Genomic DNA, 15,741 nt, shown 5'->3' on the forward strand with positions numbered 1-15,741 from the left:
GCCACATAAAAGTGGCGCCCTCTCTACGGAGAAGACGCCACTGGGAATGCGAATTGAAAGACTCGCTAGATGATTACCGCGCCGAGTGCGTAGCCCAAGAGCACGGAACCGACAATGCTGACCACGCCGGGGATGAGGAATGGGTGGTTAAAGACGGCCTTGCCGATCTTGGTCGTGCCCGTATCATCCATTTCGACTGCTGCCAGCAACGTTGGGTAGGTAGGCAGGATGAACAGGGCAGATACTGCCGGGAATGCGGCCACGGCGGTAACCGGGCTTACTCCCAGCGCCAAGGCGGCGGGCATGAGTGCCTTGGTGGTGGCGGCCTGCGAGTACAGCAGGGCTGCGGCGAAGAAGAGCACCACTGCCAGCAACCATGGCGAAGCTTCGATGACGTCTCCGGCCAAGGCCTGAATATCGTCCAAGTAGTGGTTGATGAGGGTGGTTCCCAACCACGCGACACCCAGCACACAGATGCAGGCGGACATGCCCGATTTAAATACCGGGGTGTTGAGGACGTCAGCTGCCGGAATCTTGGTCTTGAGCACGATGATCGTTGCGGCCGAAAGCATGACGGTCATAATCGCCTCATTGCGCGGCAACGTGGGATCCGTAATGAGACCAACCTGCTCGGAAGAAATGGTAGCCCACGCCATGACGATGACGATGGCGATAAGGAAGATAACGACGGAAGACTTAGCGCCTTCCTTTGGCTCATATTTGCTAGCACCAATCGGCTCTTTGACTAGGCCCTGCGCCTTGCGCTCTTGGTAGACGGGGTCATCTTCCAGTTCCTTGCCAAACCTATTGGCCAGCCACGCTGCCGGGAAGATGGACAGGAAGGTAGCTGGAATCAGCACGCCGAGCACCTGGAGGTACCCCACGCCCATGGGCTCAAGTAGGCCGGCCAGGATGACCACTGCGGCCGAAATTGGCGAGGCACAGATACCCATCTGCGCGGCGACGACCGCGATAGACAGCGGGCGCGACGGACGAACCTTGCCCTCCTTGGCCACCTCGACGATCACCGGCAGCGTGGAAAAGGAGGTGTGGCCGGTACCGGCAAGGACCGTCATCAGCCACGTCACGATGGGTGCGTAGTACGTAATTTTCTTAGGGTTTTTGCGCAGGAACTTCTCGGCCACGTGAACCAAATAGTCCATGCCGCCGGCTTTTTGCATGGCGGCGATGGCCGCAATCACCGTCATGATGATGGCGATGACATCGAACGGAATGTCTTCCCTAGTTACGGGAACTCCCGCAACACCCAAAAGGAGAACGCCCAGGCCACCGGCCATGCCGATACCTATGGACCCAATTCTCGCACCCAAGATAATGGCCGCGAGAACGATGACAATATGAACAATAACCATGGATACACTCCACACGTTCTCAACTACACGTAGTGGACCCGCCTTGACCTGCCGGTCGTGGACCACCCTTACACTTCTATTTTGCTCTGAATGTGTTGTTTTATTGACACAATATGCCCGTTTGTGTCGGTTCCCACATGTGTTCTACCTCGCGTTATAAACCGTTCGGTATATTTCCATGGCACTGCGCTATGGAAGCGGGAGACACCAATTCGGGCATAGACGAAAGAGGCCGCACACACCGTGGAGTACTCCCCTCCCGTTTTCCACGGGAAGAGTGAGCACGGTGTGTGCGGAATGTTGCGCTATGGCTCGCGGGCTTTACTTAGTTTTCGTCCAAGAAAAGCTGGCCGCGGAATTCTGGGTGCATGAGGTTTTCTACCGACAGCACCTTGTTCAGCGTTGCCTCATCCAGAAGGCCCTTTTCCAGGACGAGTTCCTTGACGCCCTTGCCGGTCTTGAGGGATTCCTTGGCAATCTCGTCACCGTTGTGGTGGCCAATGAATGGGTTCAGGTAGGTGACGATACCGATGGAGTTCTCCACGTACTGGCGGCACACATCGGCGTTAGCGGTAATGCCGGTGACGCACTTTTCGCGCAGCGCATCAACCGCGTTGCCCATGATGCGGATGGACTGGAACAGCGCCTCACCGATGACCGGCTCCATCACGTTGAGCTGCAGCTGACCTGCCTCTGCGGCCATGGTCACGACGTGGTCGTTGCCGAAGACCTTGAAGCAGGTCTGGTTGACCACCTCTGGGATAACTGGGTTGACCTTACCCGGCATGATGGAGGAACCTGCCTGGCGGGCCGGCAGATTGATTTCACCAAGGCCAGCGCGTGGACCGGAGGACAGCAGGCGCAGGTCGTTACAGATCTTGGACAGCTTCATGGCAGCGCGCTTGATGGCGGAGTGCAAGAATACGTAGGCACCGCAGTCAGAGGTGGCCTCGATAAGGTCGCTTGCAGTCTTCATCTCCAGGCCGGTGACTTCAGATAGAGCGGCAGTTACCTGGTGACGGTAGCCGGCTGGGGTGTTAACGCCGGTGCCGATGGCGGTGGCGCCGAGGTTGATCTGCAGCAAGCGGCTCTGTGCGTCGCGCAGAACGGCCTGCTCCTCGTTCAGGTTATTGGCAAAGCCCTTGAACTCATCGCCCAAGGTCATGGGGACTGCATCCTGTAGCTGGGTGCGGCCCATCTTCAGGATGTCTTGGAACTCATTGCCCTTGTCTTGGAATGCGGAACGCAGGCTGTCGATGCGCACGACGAGGTCATCGATGGCAGCGTACAGGCCCAGACGGAAGCCAGTTGGGTAAGCATCGTTGGTGGACTGGGACATGTTGACGTCATCGTTGGGGTTGATGATGTCGTAGGAGCCCTTCTCCTCCCCCAAGTGCTCAAGGGCCAGGTTGGCAACGACCTCATTGGTGTTCATGTTCAACGAAGTGCCGGCGCCGCCCTGGAATACATCGAGCGGGAACTGGTCCATGCAGCGGCCTTCGTCCAAGATCTGGTCACAAGCCCAGATAATGGCCTCTGCCTTCTTCTTTGGAAGCACGTGCAGGCGACGGTTGGCCATCGCGGCAGCCTTCTTGACCTGCACCATGCCGCGGATGAAGTGCGGAATGGTGTTAATGGTCACGTAGGAAATCTGGAAGTTATCCATCGCGCGGACGGTGTGGACACCAAAGTAGGCATCAGCAGGAATTTCCAAGTCACCGATCAGGTCGGTCTCCGTACGAGTGTTTTTGCTCGACGTCTTTGGCTGCTTCTGCTCAGCTACCTTTTTCTGTGCAGAATGAGTGGTCTTATCCTCCTGCTTTTCCTGCCCTTCCTTTGCGGCAGACTTAGTGTCTTTTTCTTCTTTCTTAGACGACTTTGCCATGATGGCGCGGCTCCTTTGCCTGTCGAGAATGATGTCCGAGTAAATGTTCTCAAGCGCCAATGGTAGCCACGTTTCGCCCCAGTTGGGACGACCAAGAATTTAATACTCCCCCTAAAAGCGGGCAATGCGGAGATCGGAAGCCAAAATTGCCTCCGCACCGAGTTGGGAAAGTCGATCCATAATCTGGTTGGCTTCCTTCTGCGGAACCATCGCACGCACCGCCACCCAGTCTTGCCGCGCCAACGGTGAGACCGTGGGTCCAGTCAGACCCGGAGTAACACCAGCTGCTTTGTCCAGGTTTTCTTCCGCGATGTTGTAGTCGATCATGAGGTAGGTGCGGGCGTGCAAAATTCCTTGGATGCGGCCTAAGACCACCTGCTCTTCCGGCATCACCTCTGCATCGTGGCGCTTAATAACCACGGCTTCTGAGGTCACGATGGGCTCGCCTAAGGGCGCCAAACCCTGCTGCCGCAGCGTAGTACCAGTTGACACGACATCAGCAATCACATCGGCCACGCCCAAGTGGATGGAGATTTCCACCGCCCCGTCTAGGCGGATCACATCGGCGGAAATTCCCTTCTCCGCCAGGTCCTGGCGGACCAAATTCGGGTACGACGTCGCCACACGCTTGCCCTCTAGGTGAGAGATATCCCACCCCTCTCCTTGGGGTGCGGCGTAGCGGAATGTCGAGTCGCCGAAGCCGAGCGAGAGGACTTCTTTAAATTGGGCATTGGAATCGAGCGCCAAATCGCGCCCCGTAATCCCTAGATCGAGCACGCCGCGGGCAACATAGATCGCGATGTCCTTCGGGCGGAGGAAGAAGAACTCCACCCCGTTATCCAGATCCACCACGTTCAGGGTTTTGGAGTGGCCGCGCCCCTTGTATCCGGCCTCACCAAGGATTTCTAAAGCCGCCTCCGATAAGGACCCTTTATTTGGTACTGCAATTTTGATCATGCTTTTCTCCAGGAATTTTGCTCCACCGCAGGTGGCAACAAGTTATAGGTATTTATAAATATCTTCAGGGCGCAGGCCGCGCCTGATCATCATGACCTGCGTCCAATAGATAAGCTGCGACATTTCTTCCGCCAGTTCCTCATCGGACTGGTATTCGGCGGCGATCCATACCTCGCCTGCCTCTTCGATGATCTTTTTACCAATATGATGGGCGCCTTCTTCCAGCGCCTGAACGGTCCCAGAGCCCTCAGGCTTCTGGTCTACTTTGTTTAGTAGCTCAGCAAAAAGTGTCTCAAAATCCTTCACGGCTAACTATTGTTCCACAGGTAAGCAGACAATGCGAAGGGTTTTAGTTCATTTCCTGGATAGCCCGGAACCACTCGTAGACATCCGTGTGGAGCGCGCCGGCGAGGTGGCGAGAATCGCGCAGCCGGGAGATCTCCACTACCCCGTCCGGTACTTCCACTCCTTCATCCTCTGGCAAACCGATAACGGTGCATCCCGCGGCCACGGCAGCGCGCATACCTGCCGGGGAATCCTCAAATACGAGGCACTGAGCTGGATTAAGCTGCAGGCGCCGGGCCGCTTCCAAGTACATGTCTGGGGCAGGCTTGCCGGTGGGAACTTCATCGCCGCAAATAGTGTCTACGAAATACTCGCTGCCGATGACAGCAATGGCGGCGTCTGCAACGTCGCGGTCCGTATTAGTCGTAACCATCATCGGCATGCCGTCGTGGTGCAGCGAAGTTAAAAGCTCAGGGATGCCGGGGAAGATTTCGAGGCGGCCAGCAAAAAGAGTCTTCATATACTCAAACATCTTGTGCCGGTAGGCCTCGACATCGCCTTCACCCAAGACAACCCCAGCGTTGTCGGCGCAAATGCGCAGCGTCGTCGTAAAAGTAGCCCCCACCGTATCCATCCGTTGGCTTGAGGTAAGGCGTTTTCCCAGCACTTCTGAAAGGTAGTAGGTCGCCTCGCCCCACAGGGGCTCCGAGTTCGTTAAGGTGCCGTCCATGTCCCAGAAAATCGCCGCTGGACGGGACAAAAGCTGGGAATTACTCACTGTGGTCATACACACTCCACCGGCTTTTCCGGCATAGAATTAAGGCTCAGCGAGGATATTCGCGCTGCGCGGTGATCGATCAACTTCACCTTAGGAATCTACCCACAGCGGGCTGGCGCCGTAAAGAGGCTTAGAAGTCCAACTCGGGAATCTGTGATAGCGCCTCATCATCGGCACCGGTTGCCGCGGAGGCGTTGTACATAAGCTCGGCGATTTCTTCCTTTTCCTCCGGCTCCACCACGGCATCGTGTTGCTTGCGATTAAAGGTGGCGAGTTTTTTAACGGTCTTATTCAGCACCGCGGCGAGCTGGCCGCCATCAGGATCATCCGGCAGCCCGTCTAGCCCGTCCAGCATCTGCTCGAGGTGGCCTTTAAGTTCTGGTAGCACCGCCGCGTTAAACGGCGCCTCCCAGAACTCTTTTTCCTCATCCTTGAGGTAATCACCGGTGGCAAAAGACTTCAGATCAGCAATGAACTCATCAACGGTGGGTTGGAAATCTGCGCGAATGCTCATGCTGTCGATATTGCCCTAAGTTGGCTAGGCCCGCACGCCGAGCAGCGAATCAAGTGCGGTACGCACCAACTGCGCAGCCCCTTCCTCGTCCTCGCCACGGTCACTGCCTGCCCAATTGTCGATGGCGCGCAGCGCGGCGGGGGTATCGAGGTCATCGGCAAGCGCTTGGCGAAGCCCCGCTACCGCATCCTCCGCAGCCGACAGGGCCCCAGGGGCCTCCAGGGCGGTCCGCCAGGTGGCCAGGCGGGCCTTGGCCTGGTCGAGCGCCTCATCGGACCAGTCCCGCTCGGCGCGGTAATGGCCGGAGAATACGCCAAGGCGAATGGCGGAGGGATCCTCGCCCTGCTCCACGAGCTTGTGGACGAAGACCAGGTTGCCCAGGGACTTGGACATTTTCACGCCATCGAGGCCGATCATTCCCGTGTGGACATAGAACTGCGCCATGCGGTCTACGCCCAATGCGGCCTCTGCATGCGCGGCGGAAAATTCGTGGTGCGGGAACTTCAGATCGCTGCCGCCGCCTTGGATATCAAAAGTGCTACCCAAGTAGTTGGTGGCGATGGCAGAGCACTCGATGTGCCAACCGGGGCGGCCGGGGCCGAAGGGAGACTCCCACGCCGGTTCGCCTTCGCGGTGGGCGCGCCAAATCAGGGCGTCCATGGGGTGCTTCTTGCCTGGGCGGTCGGGGTCGCCGCCGCGCTCGGCAAAAAATTCCTGCATCTGTTCCATCGAGTAATTGGATTCGTAGCCAAATTCCTCGGTGGCATCGATGGAGGCATATACATCCGGGTACTCCGGGTCATCGACCACGTAAGCGGCGCCGTTATCCAGCAGCTTTTGCACCATGTCCACGATCTCATCGACCGCTTCCATGGCGCCGATAAAGTGCTGTGGCGGGATGACCGATAAAAGCTCCATATCGGAGCGGAAAAGGTCGATCTGGGAGGTGCCGAGTTCGCGCCAATCAACGCCGTCGCGCTCCGCGCGCTCAAAGAGTGGGTCATCGACGTCGGTGATGTTTTGCGCGTAATTGACCTTCTTGCCAGCGTCCAGGAACTGCCGGTAAATCAGATCGAAGGTGAGATAGGTGGCTGCGTGGCCCAAGTGGGTCGAATCATACGGGGTAATGCCGCACACGTACATGGTGGCGGTATCCCCCTTTACCTGCACGGGGTCCTTGGTTTGATTCGCGGAATCGTAGAGATAGAGCTGCGCCGCATCGCCTGGGACGCGACTATAAGAAGGTGTTGGCCAAGAATGCATGGCACCTATCCTAACGCGAACTTATGGGGTGCTTTAAATGGGCTGTAGGACTCCCAAGGCCAGCAGAATCATCACGAGGATGCCTACTGGGATGCGGTAGGCCGCAAACCAGGCAAAGGAGTGGTTGCCCACGAAGTTCAGCAACCAGGCAATCGACGCGTAGCCCAAGGCGAAGGCAATTCCGGTGCCGACGAGCAGCTGCATACCGGAAGCGGCTTGACCGGCCTCGGGCGCGAAGGCATCGGGAAGCGAAAAAAGCCCCGAAGCCAGCACCGCCGGAATGGCCAAGAGGAAGCTAAAGCGCGTGGCCACCTCACGATCAAGGCCCAAGAAAAGACCACCGGAAATGGTGCCGCCCGAACGCGAAACGCCAGGCACCAGCGCCAAGCACTGGCACAAGCCCATGATGATGGCATCCTTCATCGTGAGCTCGTCATAACCGCGCTTTTTGGAGCCCACGCGCTCTGCGGCGATGAAGACGAAGGAGAAAAGGATCAGCATCGCGGCGGTGATCCACAGGTTGCGCAGCGCACCGCGGATGGCATCTTCAAAAACCAACCCGATAACGCCGATGGGAATGGATCCGGCGATGACCATCCAGCCCATGCGCCAGTCCTGTCCGCGCGAGGCGGGGTTGGTCCACCCACGCAGCCATCCGGAGAGGATTTGCCAGATCATCGGGGCGAAATAAACCAGCACGGCAAGCTCGGTGCCGAGCTGGATGACGGCTGTAAAGGAAGCACCGGCATCGTTGCCCCAAAAGAGCTCGGAAACAATGCGCAGGTGCCCCGAGGAGCTTACCGGGAGAAACTCCGTAAGCCCCTGCACAATGGATAAAACGATAACTTGTGCCCAAGAAACTGCTTCGGTCGCGGTATCAGAAATCACCCGCCATACACTACCGCCGCGCACGGCTTCGGGAAATCGCAACGCGCGCTGTTAGGATAAGTATCCGTGAAATCACGATCCCGCTCCACACTCGTACTATCCAGCTTGCTAGCACTCTCCACTGCTGCGCTGGCCGCCTGCGATTCCACCGTGGGCGTAGGCGGTGATCCCGAAACCGCAGTGAAGGGCAACGCCACCCCAGCCGCTTCTCCGAGCGACACCGATCCTGCCGGTACGGTCATCGACCTCGATGAAGACATCACGGATCTGGCCGCGGTGAAGGATACGATTGCCGTTCGCACCGCGGACCAGGTGCGCATTGGCAGCCAGGATGACTTTGCCGCCAAGAAGGCCAAGAGCATCGATGTCGATTCCACCTGCGGCGATTTGAGCTCCTCCGAATCTGGATTCGTCTTGGCTTGCCCGGATAAGGTCCTACTCATTGATCCTTCTGCGCCGGAGTCACCGGAAGAAATCAAGATGGAGGAAGACTTCCAGGTCACCGCTGCGACCCAACTTTCCACCGGCGAAGTCTTTGTCACCGCGAGCGACTCCGCTGTGGTCGGCCGGTACAAGGATGGCACGCGGGACGGCGAAATCTCCGTCGAGGCCGGCTCGGACCAGATGCTCGCCGTTCCCAATGCGGACGGCGATGACGGGATTGTGCGCATTCAGCGTTCGGATTCCACCATCCAGAATATCGATTGGCCCAATGACCGCGCCGGCGGCCGGTTGCGCGCTGGCCAGGGTGTCGGCCAAATCGCGGTGGGTAATAACGGCGTCGTGCTCGCCTCCGATACCGAGGGCGGCCGGATCGCGGTCTATACCTCCGATGACGTCGTCCGCCTGCACCAATACGGCGTGGTCGACGGTACCCCGTGGGCGGTGGCCTGGGATGACTCGCGCGAGCTCGCGTGGGTTACCACCACCGATAACAACATCGCGCACGCCTATTCCATTGACAAGGGCGTTCCCGAATCCCGCGGCGAGATTGCCACGCTTGCCGATGCCCAAAATATTTCCGCTCTTTCCAATGGCACCATCGTGGTTGCCTCCGCATCCGGCCAGGGGCTGCAGTTCGTGGCGGATCCACACCTGACAAAGGCAAAGGAGTCTTAATCCATGGTTTCGACCTTCGATTCGCTGCGCAAAGGCGCCTATCAGCTGGCGCTACGCGGGATGTTTCGCTTAAGCCCCGAGCGCATCCACGGCATTATCAACTCTGGCCTCCACGGCCTGCACGCGGCAGGGCCTGCCAATCGCGCGCTTGGCCGCATCCTGCCGGTCAACGATCCGGTCTTGACACAGGAAGTATGCGGGATCACCTTCCCGCGCCCGCTTGGCCTGGCGGCTGGGTTTGATAAAAACGCCGCTGCCGCCGATGCCTGGTCGCCGCTTGGTTTCGGCTATGCCGAGCTGGGCACCGTCACGGCGCAGGCGCAGCCGGGCAACCCGACTCCCCGCCTCTTCCGCCTCAAAGAAGATGCCGCCATCTTAAACCGGATGGGTTTTAATAATGAGGGTGCGGCCGCCGTGGCAGAGAATCTGCGCAAGCGCCGGTACAACGACGTCATCGGGATTAATATCGGCAAAACCAAGGTCACCCCGGCCGAACGCGCCGTAGATGATTACCGCCGCTCCGCCTCCGTCTTAGGCGGTCTGGCGGACTACCTGGTGGTCAATGTCTCTTCCCCCAATACCCCTGGGTTGCGGGACCTGCAGGCGGTCGAATCGCTGCGCCCCATCCTGCGCGCCGTGCAAGAATCCACCGATGTCCCCGTCATGGTCAAAATCGCGCCGGACCTTTCGGATGCCGATGTCGATGCCGTCGCCGATCTCGCCGTGGAGCTAGGCCTTGCCGGCATCGTCGCCACCAATACCACCATCTCCCGCGAGGGGCTTAGCACTCCCCGCGCGGAGGTAGAAGCCCTTGGCGCCGGCGGCATTTCCGGCCCACCGGTGGCCGAACGCTCCTTAGAAGTACTCCGCCGCCTGCACGCGCGCGTTGGCTCGCAGCTTGTCCTTATTTCCGTTGGTGGAATTTCCACCCCGGAACAGGCGTGGGAGCGGATTTCCGCCGGTGCTTGTCTCCTCCAAGGTTATACCGGGCTCATCTACGGTGGGCCGGATTGGATTCGGGATATTCACCGGGGCATCGCCCAGCAAATTCGCGCCCATGGACTGAGCAATATTTCTGAGGCCGTAGGCTCCAACCTGCCGTGGAAGGCAACAAAGTAGTAGCTCGGTAGAAAAGCAAAAATGCCACGTGGTCCTACACGTGGCATTGTTTGTTGGCGGGGGCGGTTAAGAGGTCGCCATTACGCTGCGCCGCAAGATCAAGGCACAAATGGCGGACATACCGGCATAAAACAGCAGCCAATACTGCTGCTGAATCAGCAAATCGTGTTGCGGAAGAAAGCGACTAGCAATAATCAAGAGCACCGCCACCGCCAAGGCGATGATCTGTGCGCGGCTACCGGCATGCTCCTTGCTCATCGTGCTGAAGGCACCCACCATCACCGCTGCAATAATGATCGCGAGGTTGCTGTAGGTCCAGACAAAGGGTGCGCCCCACCCATCACTAAAAACGGAAATGAGGGCGAACAGGACCAACACAAAAGCGACGACCAAAAAAGCGCCGCCCACCCGCAGCGCTGCGGGTGGGGTCACGGGATCTTTAGAAGCGGAACTCGCCATTATTTGGCCTCGTACCAACCCCAGAGGATTGCCCGGCCCAGTGCATGGAAGTGCAAGTTGAAGCCGAGGACGGTGGGGGAAGAATCTGGATCGATATCAAGTTTTTCGACGTCTACGGCGTGGACTGCGTAGAGGTAGCGGTGCGGAGCGTGGCCGGCCGGCGGGTTGGCACCGAAGTGGGTGCGGTTGCCGGAATCATTGCGCAGGCTAATAACACCGTCGATGCCAAGGTCCTCTGCCGCACCGGCATTGGTGGGCAGCTCCGAGACATCGGTCGGGATATTAAAAGCGGCCCAGTGCCAGAAACCGGAGGCAGTCGGTGCGTCCGGGTCAAAGCAGGTTACCGCCAAGGACTTGGTTCCCTCTGGCAGCCCAGACCATGCCAGCTGTGGGGAGACGCTTTCCGGCGCGCGGTGCTTTTCTGGGATCTCATCGCCTTCTACCAAATCGGTAGAAGACAACCCAAAGCTGGGGAGATCGCGCAGCGGGGCGTACGGATCAGGTCCGGGGAATCGAGTGTCATCTGCATAAGAAGTCATGTACCCATTTGTACCGCAGATCACACGCGCTTGTCGATGCCTCTCGCGCTCACCCCACCACCGTGCCTCCGCTTTCGCCCTGCACGCTTACTTAGAGGCTGCAACCTTTTGAGTTACAAAGGTGTTTTTCCCTACCTTAAGATCACCCGCTTTATTAACCTTTACCTGGCGATTTGTATTCCGATGACGGAACACGATAGAGTTTCGAGGTGCCCAACCGAGAGGTTGCAAACACCCTGCCCGGGTGGCGGAATGGCAGACGCGCTAGCTTGAGGTGCTAGTGTCCTATTAACGGACGTGGGGGTTCAAGTCCCCCTCCGGGCACACTGTGAAGTCTCGAGACATCGTTCCTACGGTGCCTCGAGATTTTTCTATAAGTACTGCTCTTTTCTAAAAGCACGGCCGCGCCGACTACGATACGAACGCATGACCACTTTCCGGGATTGGATACGCAGCTTTGGTAGCTTCTGCGTTCAACTCGCCCACTCTGCGTGGGGCTCAGTCCGCGCGTGGTCACCGCGACGCTGGGCGCTTATCATCGCGCTCGCGCTTGCTGGAGTTGCGCTTTTTGTCTGGCTCGACATTCCCGATCTCTCCCAGATGCGGACGGCCGCTGCCCACCTGGGTGCGTGGTTTCCGGTTACCTTCACGCTAGGTTATGTCATATTTACGCAATTTCCCCTGCCTCGGACCATCTGGACGGTTGCAGCAGGCATCCTTTTCGGCCCCTGGCAGGGTCTTGCCATTTCGCTATTCGCGCTCACAATATCGGCCGTATTATCGCTGCTGATTGTGCGCAGCCTGCTCGGAGAATGGATCAGGCCGCACCTTGCCCACCCCGCGGTTTATACCATCAATGCCCACCTGGAGCGGCGCGGTTGGCTGGCCATCGCTTCCCTGCGCATGGTCGCGGGGGTGCCCTTTAGCCTCCTCAACTACGTCGCTGCGCTTACCCCCATCAGCGTTTCGCACTTTACGGTGGCTACGTTTGTGGGCTCGATTCCCACTACGGTCATCGGCGTCTTTTTCGGCGATGCGCTTACCGGTACGGCCAGCCCTGGGATCATCGCTGCCTTTATCGTCTTTGCCCTCGCCGGCATCGGCGGGCTTGTACTCGATTCGCGCCTGCCGACTCCCGTCCAGTCAAGGTTAAGCGGTAGACTGTAACGAACTGCTCGCAATAAAGGAGGATCCTCGTGCTCGCTGTCTATGCCCGCTACCGTGGGCGTTCCGTGCGCCGCGCTGAGCTCGTGCAGCGCTCGGCGGCCGCGCTATCCACCCTCGAGGGCGTCGGCGAGTTTCACGTCCTTGGTGTGGAGGATATTTGCGCCGTTGTCGATTCCGCCACCGCGGTGTGTGAGGTCGTCATGGCCTTGCTTGCCGATGGCGACTGGGCCATCGGCATTGGTATCAGCCCCGGAAACCAGGCAGACGAGAAAAGCGCGCGCCACGTGGCCACCGCGGCGCTGAAAAATTCCGCCCGCATGGGACAGGTCTACACCAAGCTCAATAAGCGCGGCCGTTCCGCGGAGGCAAGCGATATCGCCGCCGCCTTCGCGCTCATTGGATACGTGCTCAATAAGCGCACCATCGAGGGCCGCGAGGCGACCTCGCTCGTAAGGGCGGGGCTCAATCAAAATGAGGCCGCGGAAGAATTGGGCATTTCCAAACAGGCGATGTCCCAAAGGCTGCAGGCTGCGGGCTGGAGCGCCGAGATGGCCGGGTGGCAATTGGCGGTCAACCTCATTGAACGGGCCAATCTAGCCTAGGCCCAGAAAGATCGGCCCGCGGCGGCTTAGACAAGGTCTGATTTGTGCAGCTCCGGCGTGGTCACAAAATCCACCAGCCGCTCGACCGCCCCGATAAGGCTCGAGTCCAAATCCCGGAACGAATGCACCGCGTTATAAACGTGGCGCCACCCATCGGAGGGATCAGACCATCCCACGCGGCGGCAGATTCCGGTCTTCCAATCTTCACCGCGCGGTACCTCCGGCCATGCTTGCAGGCCTACCCGTTGCGGTTTTACTGCCGCCCAAATATCGACAAAGGGATGGCCGGTGACTAGAACGTGCTCTCCCACAGACTCGGTCATTCGCGTTTCTTTCGACCCCTTGACCAGGTGGTCCGCGAGCACGCCGACCCGGCGGCCAGGGCCAGGCTGAAACTCGGCCAGCCTTTCTTCGAGGTTATCCAAGCCTTCTAGGTATTCCACGACCACGCCTTCGACGCGCAGATCGTGCCCCCACACCTTTTCCACGATGGCGGCATCGTGGACGCCCTCGACCCAAATGCGCGATGGCGCTGCCACCTTGGCCTCCACGTTTTCTACCCGCCTAGAACCCGAATTCGATTTGCGGGGTGCTTGCTTGGGCACGTACCTCGTCAGCGTCACCGGTTGGCCTTCTACTAAGAATCCACCCTTGATAAGGTTAAATACTCGCTCGACACCGTGGCGGTCTTCTAGCCGCACGACCTCACCAAAGACGGTCTTATCCACGCCTAAAACGGCGCCCACAAAGTCATCACCGCGCACTTCCACCACCATGCCCGGCTCTGCCGGCACTTCTGGGTACTGGGTGGGCTTGCTGCGTCGGTGCCCAGCAAAAATATCTCCGCCATAAGGATCTAAACTCATGGCCCGATAGTCTATCTACTACACTTGCTCGCCATGGATATGCGCGCCGAAGTGTGGTCCCCTCTCCAAAACTCCGCCATCTGGCTCGCTGCGTGGTTGTGGGGACATGAGACAACAGATGAGCTGCTCGATGCATTGACGGAACTGGGCGGGCGCCCCGAATGCCTCGATGAATCCCCCTTCATCGACTTGCTCGCCCTGCTGCGCGCCGAAACACAAGAGCTCACCTCTCAGCCAGGCGCGGGCGGGGAGCCCCTCCTCCGGCTCATTTTATCCGGGCCGGGTGAAGCGCCGGCGCTTCCCGCAGGTTCAGAATCTACCCGTGCGGCGGCACAAAGTTCAGCGGGCGCCATCGTTGTGCGCACCAATGATCCGGAAGTCTCGCTCGTCCTTATCCCCCATCCCCGCCGAGCCCATACGGCATGGCAAGTGATCCGCGAGGATCAGCCGCTGCCCTCACCAGCCTGGCTGAGCCCCGGCGAAGCAGACGCCTTGTTAACAAAAGCAACGAATGAATCCGCCGATCTCATTACGGCCACCGGTTACCAGTCCACCGCGCTGACTAATCCCCGGCTCACGGTGGGTACCCTGAGCGATTTTTATGACACGCCCGGCCTGCCATCGGCCACCCCGCCCCGGGCCGCGAAGCTTTTTGCGCGCGCGGATCGCGTTGCCGCGATCATCGAAACCGTCACGGATAGGATCAACGATCACAGCCTCGATCCGCAGCTTCTCCGCCTATGGCGCCATATCCGGCAGGCGCGGATGACGGGAGTGGCTTATTCAGCAGCGGAATTCGCTCGCTGAAGCAGGCTCGCACGCGGGCCCTTTAGTGGGCGCGGATATCGCAGCAGCCTGCAGCGCAGGGCGCGCCGTTGGTGGTACACCCCTGGACGGTGACATTCCCGCTGGTCTCCCACGGTTGCCCTTGTTCGAGTTCTTCCACCAGATCCACGATCATGCCGGCAAAACGCTGGGAGGGGCCAGCGGTACGGGCGCGTTCGACCTGTACGCCCATTTCATCGGCAGCGGCTTGCAGCTCAGAATCCAAGTCCCAGATGACCTCCATGTGATCGGAGATAAAACCGATGGGGCACACAACGACGGCGTCTACGCCGTCGTGGTCATGGATTGTGGTGGTGTGGTCCACGATGTCAGGTTCTAGCCACGGCGTCTTCGGATTGCCGGAGCGCGATTGCCACACCAAATCGTAATCCGAGATTCCGGCGCGCTCGGCCACCAAGCGCGAGGCTTCGGCTACTTGCCGGGAGTAGAGGTTCTTGTCCCCGTCGGCGCCACCGACATTATCGTGTGCATTCGGCACGGAGTGCGCCGTAAACAGCATGCGCGCGCTGCCCATCTTCTCGGCGGGGATACGCTGCCAGGCCTCGGCGACGGCATCGACCATCTCCGCAATGAACTTGGGGTGATCATAAAATTGCCGAATCTTGGTGAATTCGATTTCTGGCAGCCCCTTATCTGCAAGGTGCTGGCGCATCGCCGCAATGTCCTCATCGTATTGCCGGCACGCGGAGTAACCGCCCCAAGCCGAGGTGGCAAAGACGGCCACGTTGCGGATCCCTTCTTCCGCCATTTTCTCTGCGGTAGCCGTACCAAAGGGGTGCCAGTTTCGGTTGCCGAAATAAACCGGTAGATTATGTCCGCGTTTTTTCAGCTCGCTTTCGACGTTATGGATAATTTCCCGATTCAACCCGTTGATCGGGCTTACCCCATCAAAGTGGTAATAGTGCTTGCCCACTACTTCTAAGCGCTCGCGCGGAATGCCTCTTCCCCGCGTAACGTTCTCTAAAAACGGAACGACCTCCTCGTTTCCTTCCGGGCCACCGAAAGAAAGAACGAGGAGGGCGTCGAATTTTTGGGCAGGATGCTGTGCGTCAGTCATGCCCTAAATAGTAGCAACCACAAG

At 59.0% G+C, this 15,741-nt stretch carries 17 protein-coding genes and 1 tRNA gene; 6 read left to right on the forward strand and 12 right to left on the reverse strand.

Features of this window, described 5'->3' with window-relative positions; translation table 11 throughout:
* Positions 1 to 65 precede the first annotated feature (65 nt).
* From HMPREF1287_RS02700 to HMPREF1287_RS02735, 8 genes are all read right to left on the reverse strand, one after another.
* Entirely contained in the window at positions 66 to 1,373 is a 1,308-nt protein-coding gene (locus HMPREF1287_RS02700) for an anaerobic C4-dicarboxylate transporter (protein ID WP_005279191.1), read from the reverse strand.
* Between the two features lie 325 nt (positions 1,374 to 1,698).
* A complete protein-coding gene (gene aspA / locus HMPREF1287_RS02705; protein WP_023017492.1) occupies positions 1,699 to 3,258 on the reverse strand; it encodes an aspartate ammonia-lyase in 1,560 nt (519 codons plus the stop codon).
* A 111-nt stretch (positions 3,259 to 3,369) separates the two neighbouring features.
* Positions 3,370 to 4,215: an ATP phosphoribosyltransferase gene (hisG, locus tag HMPREF1287_RS02710; RefSeq protein ID WP_023017491.1), complete on the reverse strand. Its 846-nt coding sequence runs from the start codon at positions 4,213 to 4,215 to the stop codon at positions 3,370 to 3,372.
* Positions 4,216 to 4,257: 42 nt separating this feature from the next.
* Complete coding sequence (locus HMPREF1287_RS02715; RefSeq protein ID WP_023017490.1) at positions 4,258 to 4,521, reverse strand: phosphoribosyl-ATP diphosphatase; 264 nt, start codon at positions 4,519 to 4,521, stop codon at positions 4,258 to 4,260.
* Positions 4,522 to 4,564: 43 nt separating this feature from the next.
* Entirely contained in the window at positions 4,565 to 5,287 is a 723-nt protein-coding gene (locus HMPREF1287_RS02720; protein ID WP_023017489.1) for an HAD family phosphatase, read from the reverse strand.
* Between the two features lie 121 nt (positions 5,288 to 5,408).
* Positions 5,409 to 5,792, reverse strand: a complete 384-nt coding sequence (locus tag HMPREF1287_RS02725; protein WP_005279186.1) for a hypothetical protein — start codon at positions 5,790 to 5,792, stop codon at positions 5,409 to 5,411.
* Positions 5,793 to 5,816: 24 nt separating this feature from the next.
* A complete protein-coding gene (gene mshC / locus HMPREF1287_RS02730) occupies positions 5,817 to 7,055 on the reverse strand; it encodes a cysteine--1-D-myo-inosityl 2-amino-2-deoxy-alpha-D-glucopyranoside ligase (protein ID WP_023017488.1) in 1,239 nt (412 codons plus the stop codon).
* Positions 7,056 to 7,088: 33 nt separating this feature from the next.
* Positions 7,089 to 7,943, reverse strand: coding sequence for an undecaprenyl-diphosphate phosphatase (locus HMPREF1287_RS02735; protein ID WP_034654042.1), 855 nt, complete (start codon positions 7,941 to 7,943; stop codon positions 7,089 to 7,091).
* Between the two features lie 66 nt (positions 7,944 to 8,009).
* Here HMPREF1287_RS02735 and HMPREF1287_RS02740 point away from each other — a divergent pair, with 66 nt between their 5' ends.
* The gene (locus tag HMPREF1287_RS02740) at positions 8,010 to 9,062 is read left to right on the forward strand and encodes a hypothetical protein (protein ID WP_005282979.1); all 1,053 of its coding nucleotides are present in this window, start codon (positions 8,010 to 8,012) and stop codon (positions 9,060 to 9,062) included.
* Positions 9,063 to 9,065: 3 nt separating this feature from the next.
* On the forward strand, positions 9,066 to 10,181 hold the full coding sequence (locus HMPREF1287_RS02745; protein WP_023017486.1) for a quinone-dependent dihydroorotate dehydrogenase: 1,116 nt from the start codon (positions 9,066 to 9,068) through the stop codon (positions 10,179 to 10,181).
* Positions 10,182 to 10,247: 66 nt separating this feature from the next.
* Here the strand turns inward: HMPREF1287_RS02745 and HMPREF1287_RS02750 are convergent, their stop codons facing one another.
* Positions 10,248 to 10,640, reverse strand: coding sequence for a hypothetical protein (locus HMPREF1287_RS02750; RefSeq protein WP_005279178.1), 393 nt, complete (start codon positions 10,638 to 10,640; stop codon positions 10,248 to 10,250).
* Positions 10,640 to 11,179 carry a YbhB/YbcL family Raf kinase inhibitor-like protein gene (locus tag HMPREF1287_RS02755; protein WP_005279176.1) on the reverse strand — a complete coding sequence of 180 codons (540 nt, stop codon included), beginning with the start codon at positions 11,177 to 11,179 and terminating at the stop codon, positions 10,640 to 10,642. Before HMPREF1287_RS02755 ends, HMPREF1287_RS02750 begins: the two co-directional genes overlap by 1 nt.
* A 238-nt stretch (positions 11,180 to 11,417) precedes the next feature.
* Here HMPREF1287_RS02755 and HMPREF1287_RS02760 point away from each other — a divergent pair.
* The 3 genes from HMPREF1287_RS02760 (at position 11,418) to HMPREF1287_RS02770 (ending at position 12,948) form a co-directional block, all read left to right on the forward strand.
* Positions 11,418 to 11,503 (forward strand) — tRNA-Leu (locus HMPREF1287_RS02760).
* Positions 11,504 to 11,605: 102 nt separating this feature from the next.
* Positions 11,606 to 12,346 carry a TVP38/TMEM64 family protein gene (locus HMPREF1287_RS02765; RefSeq protein WP_023017485.1) on the forward strand — a complete coding sequence of 247 codons (741 nt, stop codon included), beginning with the start codon at positions 11,606 to 11,608 and terminating at the stop codon, positions 12,344 to 12,346.
* Between the two features lie 29 nt (positions 12,347 to 12,375).
* The gene (locus tag HMPREF1287_RS02770) at positions 12,376 to 12,948 is read left to right on the forward strand and encodes a hypothetical protein (protein ID WP_023017484.1); all 573 of its coding nucleotides are present in this window, start codon (positions 12,376 to 12,378) and stop codon (positions 12,946 to 12,948) included.
* A 26-nt stretch (positions 12,949 to 12,974) separates the two neighbouring features.
* On the opposite strand, the gene HMPREF1287_RS02775 is transcribed toward HMPREF1287_RS02770, so the two are convergent.
* Entirely contained in the window at positions 12,975 to 13,814 is an 840-nt protein-coding gene (locus HMPREF1287_RS02775) for a DUF3097 domain-containing protein (RefSeq protein WP_023017483.1), read from the reverse strand.
* Between the two features lie 33 nt (positions 13,815 to 13,847).
* On the opposite strand from HMPREF1287_RS02775, the gene HMPREF1287_RS02780 reads away from it, so the two are divergent.
* The gene (locus HMPREF1287_RS02780; protein WP_023017482.1) at positions 13,848 to 14,621 is read left to right on the forward strand and encodes a hypothetical protein; all 774 of its coding nucleotides are present in this window, start codon (positions 13,848 to 13,850) and stop codon (positions 14,619 to 14,621) included.
* 22 nt (positions 14,622 to 14,643) lie between these two features.
* On the opposite strand, the gene HMPREF1287_RS02785 is transcribed toward HMPREF1287_RS02780, so the two are convergent.
* Positions 14,644 to 15,717 (reverse strand): ferrochelatase, encoded by a 1,074-nt coding sequence (locus tag HMPREF1287_RS02785; RefSeq protein ID WP_023017481.1) that lies wholly within the window; start codon positions 15,715 to 15,717, stop codon positions 14,644 to 14,646.
* Positions 15,718 to 15,741 lie beyond the last annotated feature (24 nt).

Source organism: Corynebacterium sp. KPL1986, assembly GCF_000477975.1.
GTDB classification, from domain to species: Bacteria; Actinomycetota; Actinomycetes; order Mycobacteriales; family Mycobacteriaceae; genus Corynebacterium; species Corynebacterium accolens.

Excerpts from the sequence above, each read along its gene's own strand:
- HMPREF1287_RS02765 (WP_023017485.1), top strand. The coding sequence starts at position 11,606 with ATGACCACTTTCCGGGATTGGATACGCAGCTTTGGTAGCTTCTGCGTT.
- HMPREF1287_RS02720 (WP_023017489.1), bottom strand. The coding sequence starts at position 5,287 with ATGACCACAGTGAGTAATTCCCAGCTTTTGTCCCGTCCAGCGGCGATT.
- HMPREF1287_RS02700 (WP_005279191.1), bottom strand. The coding sequence starts at position 1,373 with ATGGTTATTGTTCATATTGTCATCGTTCTCGCGGCCATTATCTTGGGT.
- HMPREF1287_RS02780 (WP_023017482.1), top strand. The coding sequence starts at position 13,848 with ATGGATATGCGCGCCGAAGTGTGGTCCCCTCTCCAAAACTCCGCCATC.
- mshC (WP_023017488.1), bottom strand. The coding sequence starts at position 7,055 with ATGCATTCTTGGCCAACACCTTCTTATAGTCGCGTCCCAGGCGATGCG.
- HMPREF1287_RS02785 (WP_023017481.1), bottom strand. The coding sequence starts at position 15,717 with ATGACTGACGCACAGCATCCTGCCCAAAAATTCGACGCCCTCCTCGTT.
- HMPREF1287_RS02755 (WP_005279176.1), bottom strand. The coding sequence starts at position 11,179 with ATGACTTCTTATGCAGATGACACTCGATTCCCCGGACCTGATCCGTAC.
- HMPREF1287_RS02745 (WP_023017486.1), top strand. The coding sequence starts at position 9,066 with ATGGTTTCGACCTTCGATTCGCTGCGCAAAGGCGCCTATCAGCTGGCG.
- hisG (WP_023017491.1), bottom strand. The coding sequence starts at position 4,215 with ATGATCAAAATTGCAGTACCAAATAAAGGGTCCTTATCGGAGGCGGCT.
- HMPREF1287_RS02725 (WP_005279186.1), bottom strand. The coding sequence starts at position 5,792 with ATGAGCATTCGCGCAGATTTCCAACCCACCGTTGATGAGTTCATTGCT.
- aspA (WP_023017492.1), bottom strand. The coding sequence starts at position 3,258 with ATGGCAAAGTCGTCTAAGAAAGAAGAAAAAGACACTAAGTCTGCCGCA.
- HMPREF1287_RS02750 (WP_005279178.1), bottom strand. The coding sequence starts at position 10,640 with ATGGCGAGTTCCGCTTCTAAAGATCCCGTGACCCCACCCGCAGCGCTG.
- HMPREF1287_RS02775 (WP_023017483.1), bottom strand. The coding sequence starts at position 13,814 with ATGAGTTTAGATCCTTATGGCGGAGATATTTTTGCTGGGCACCGACGC.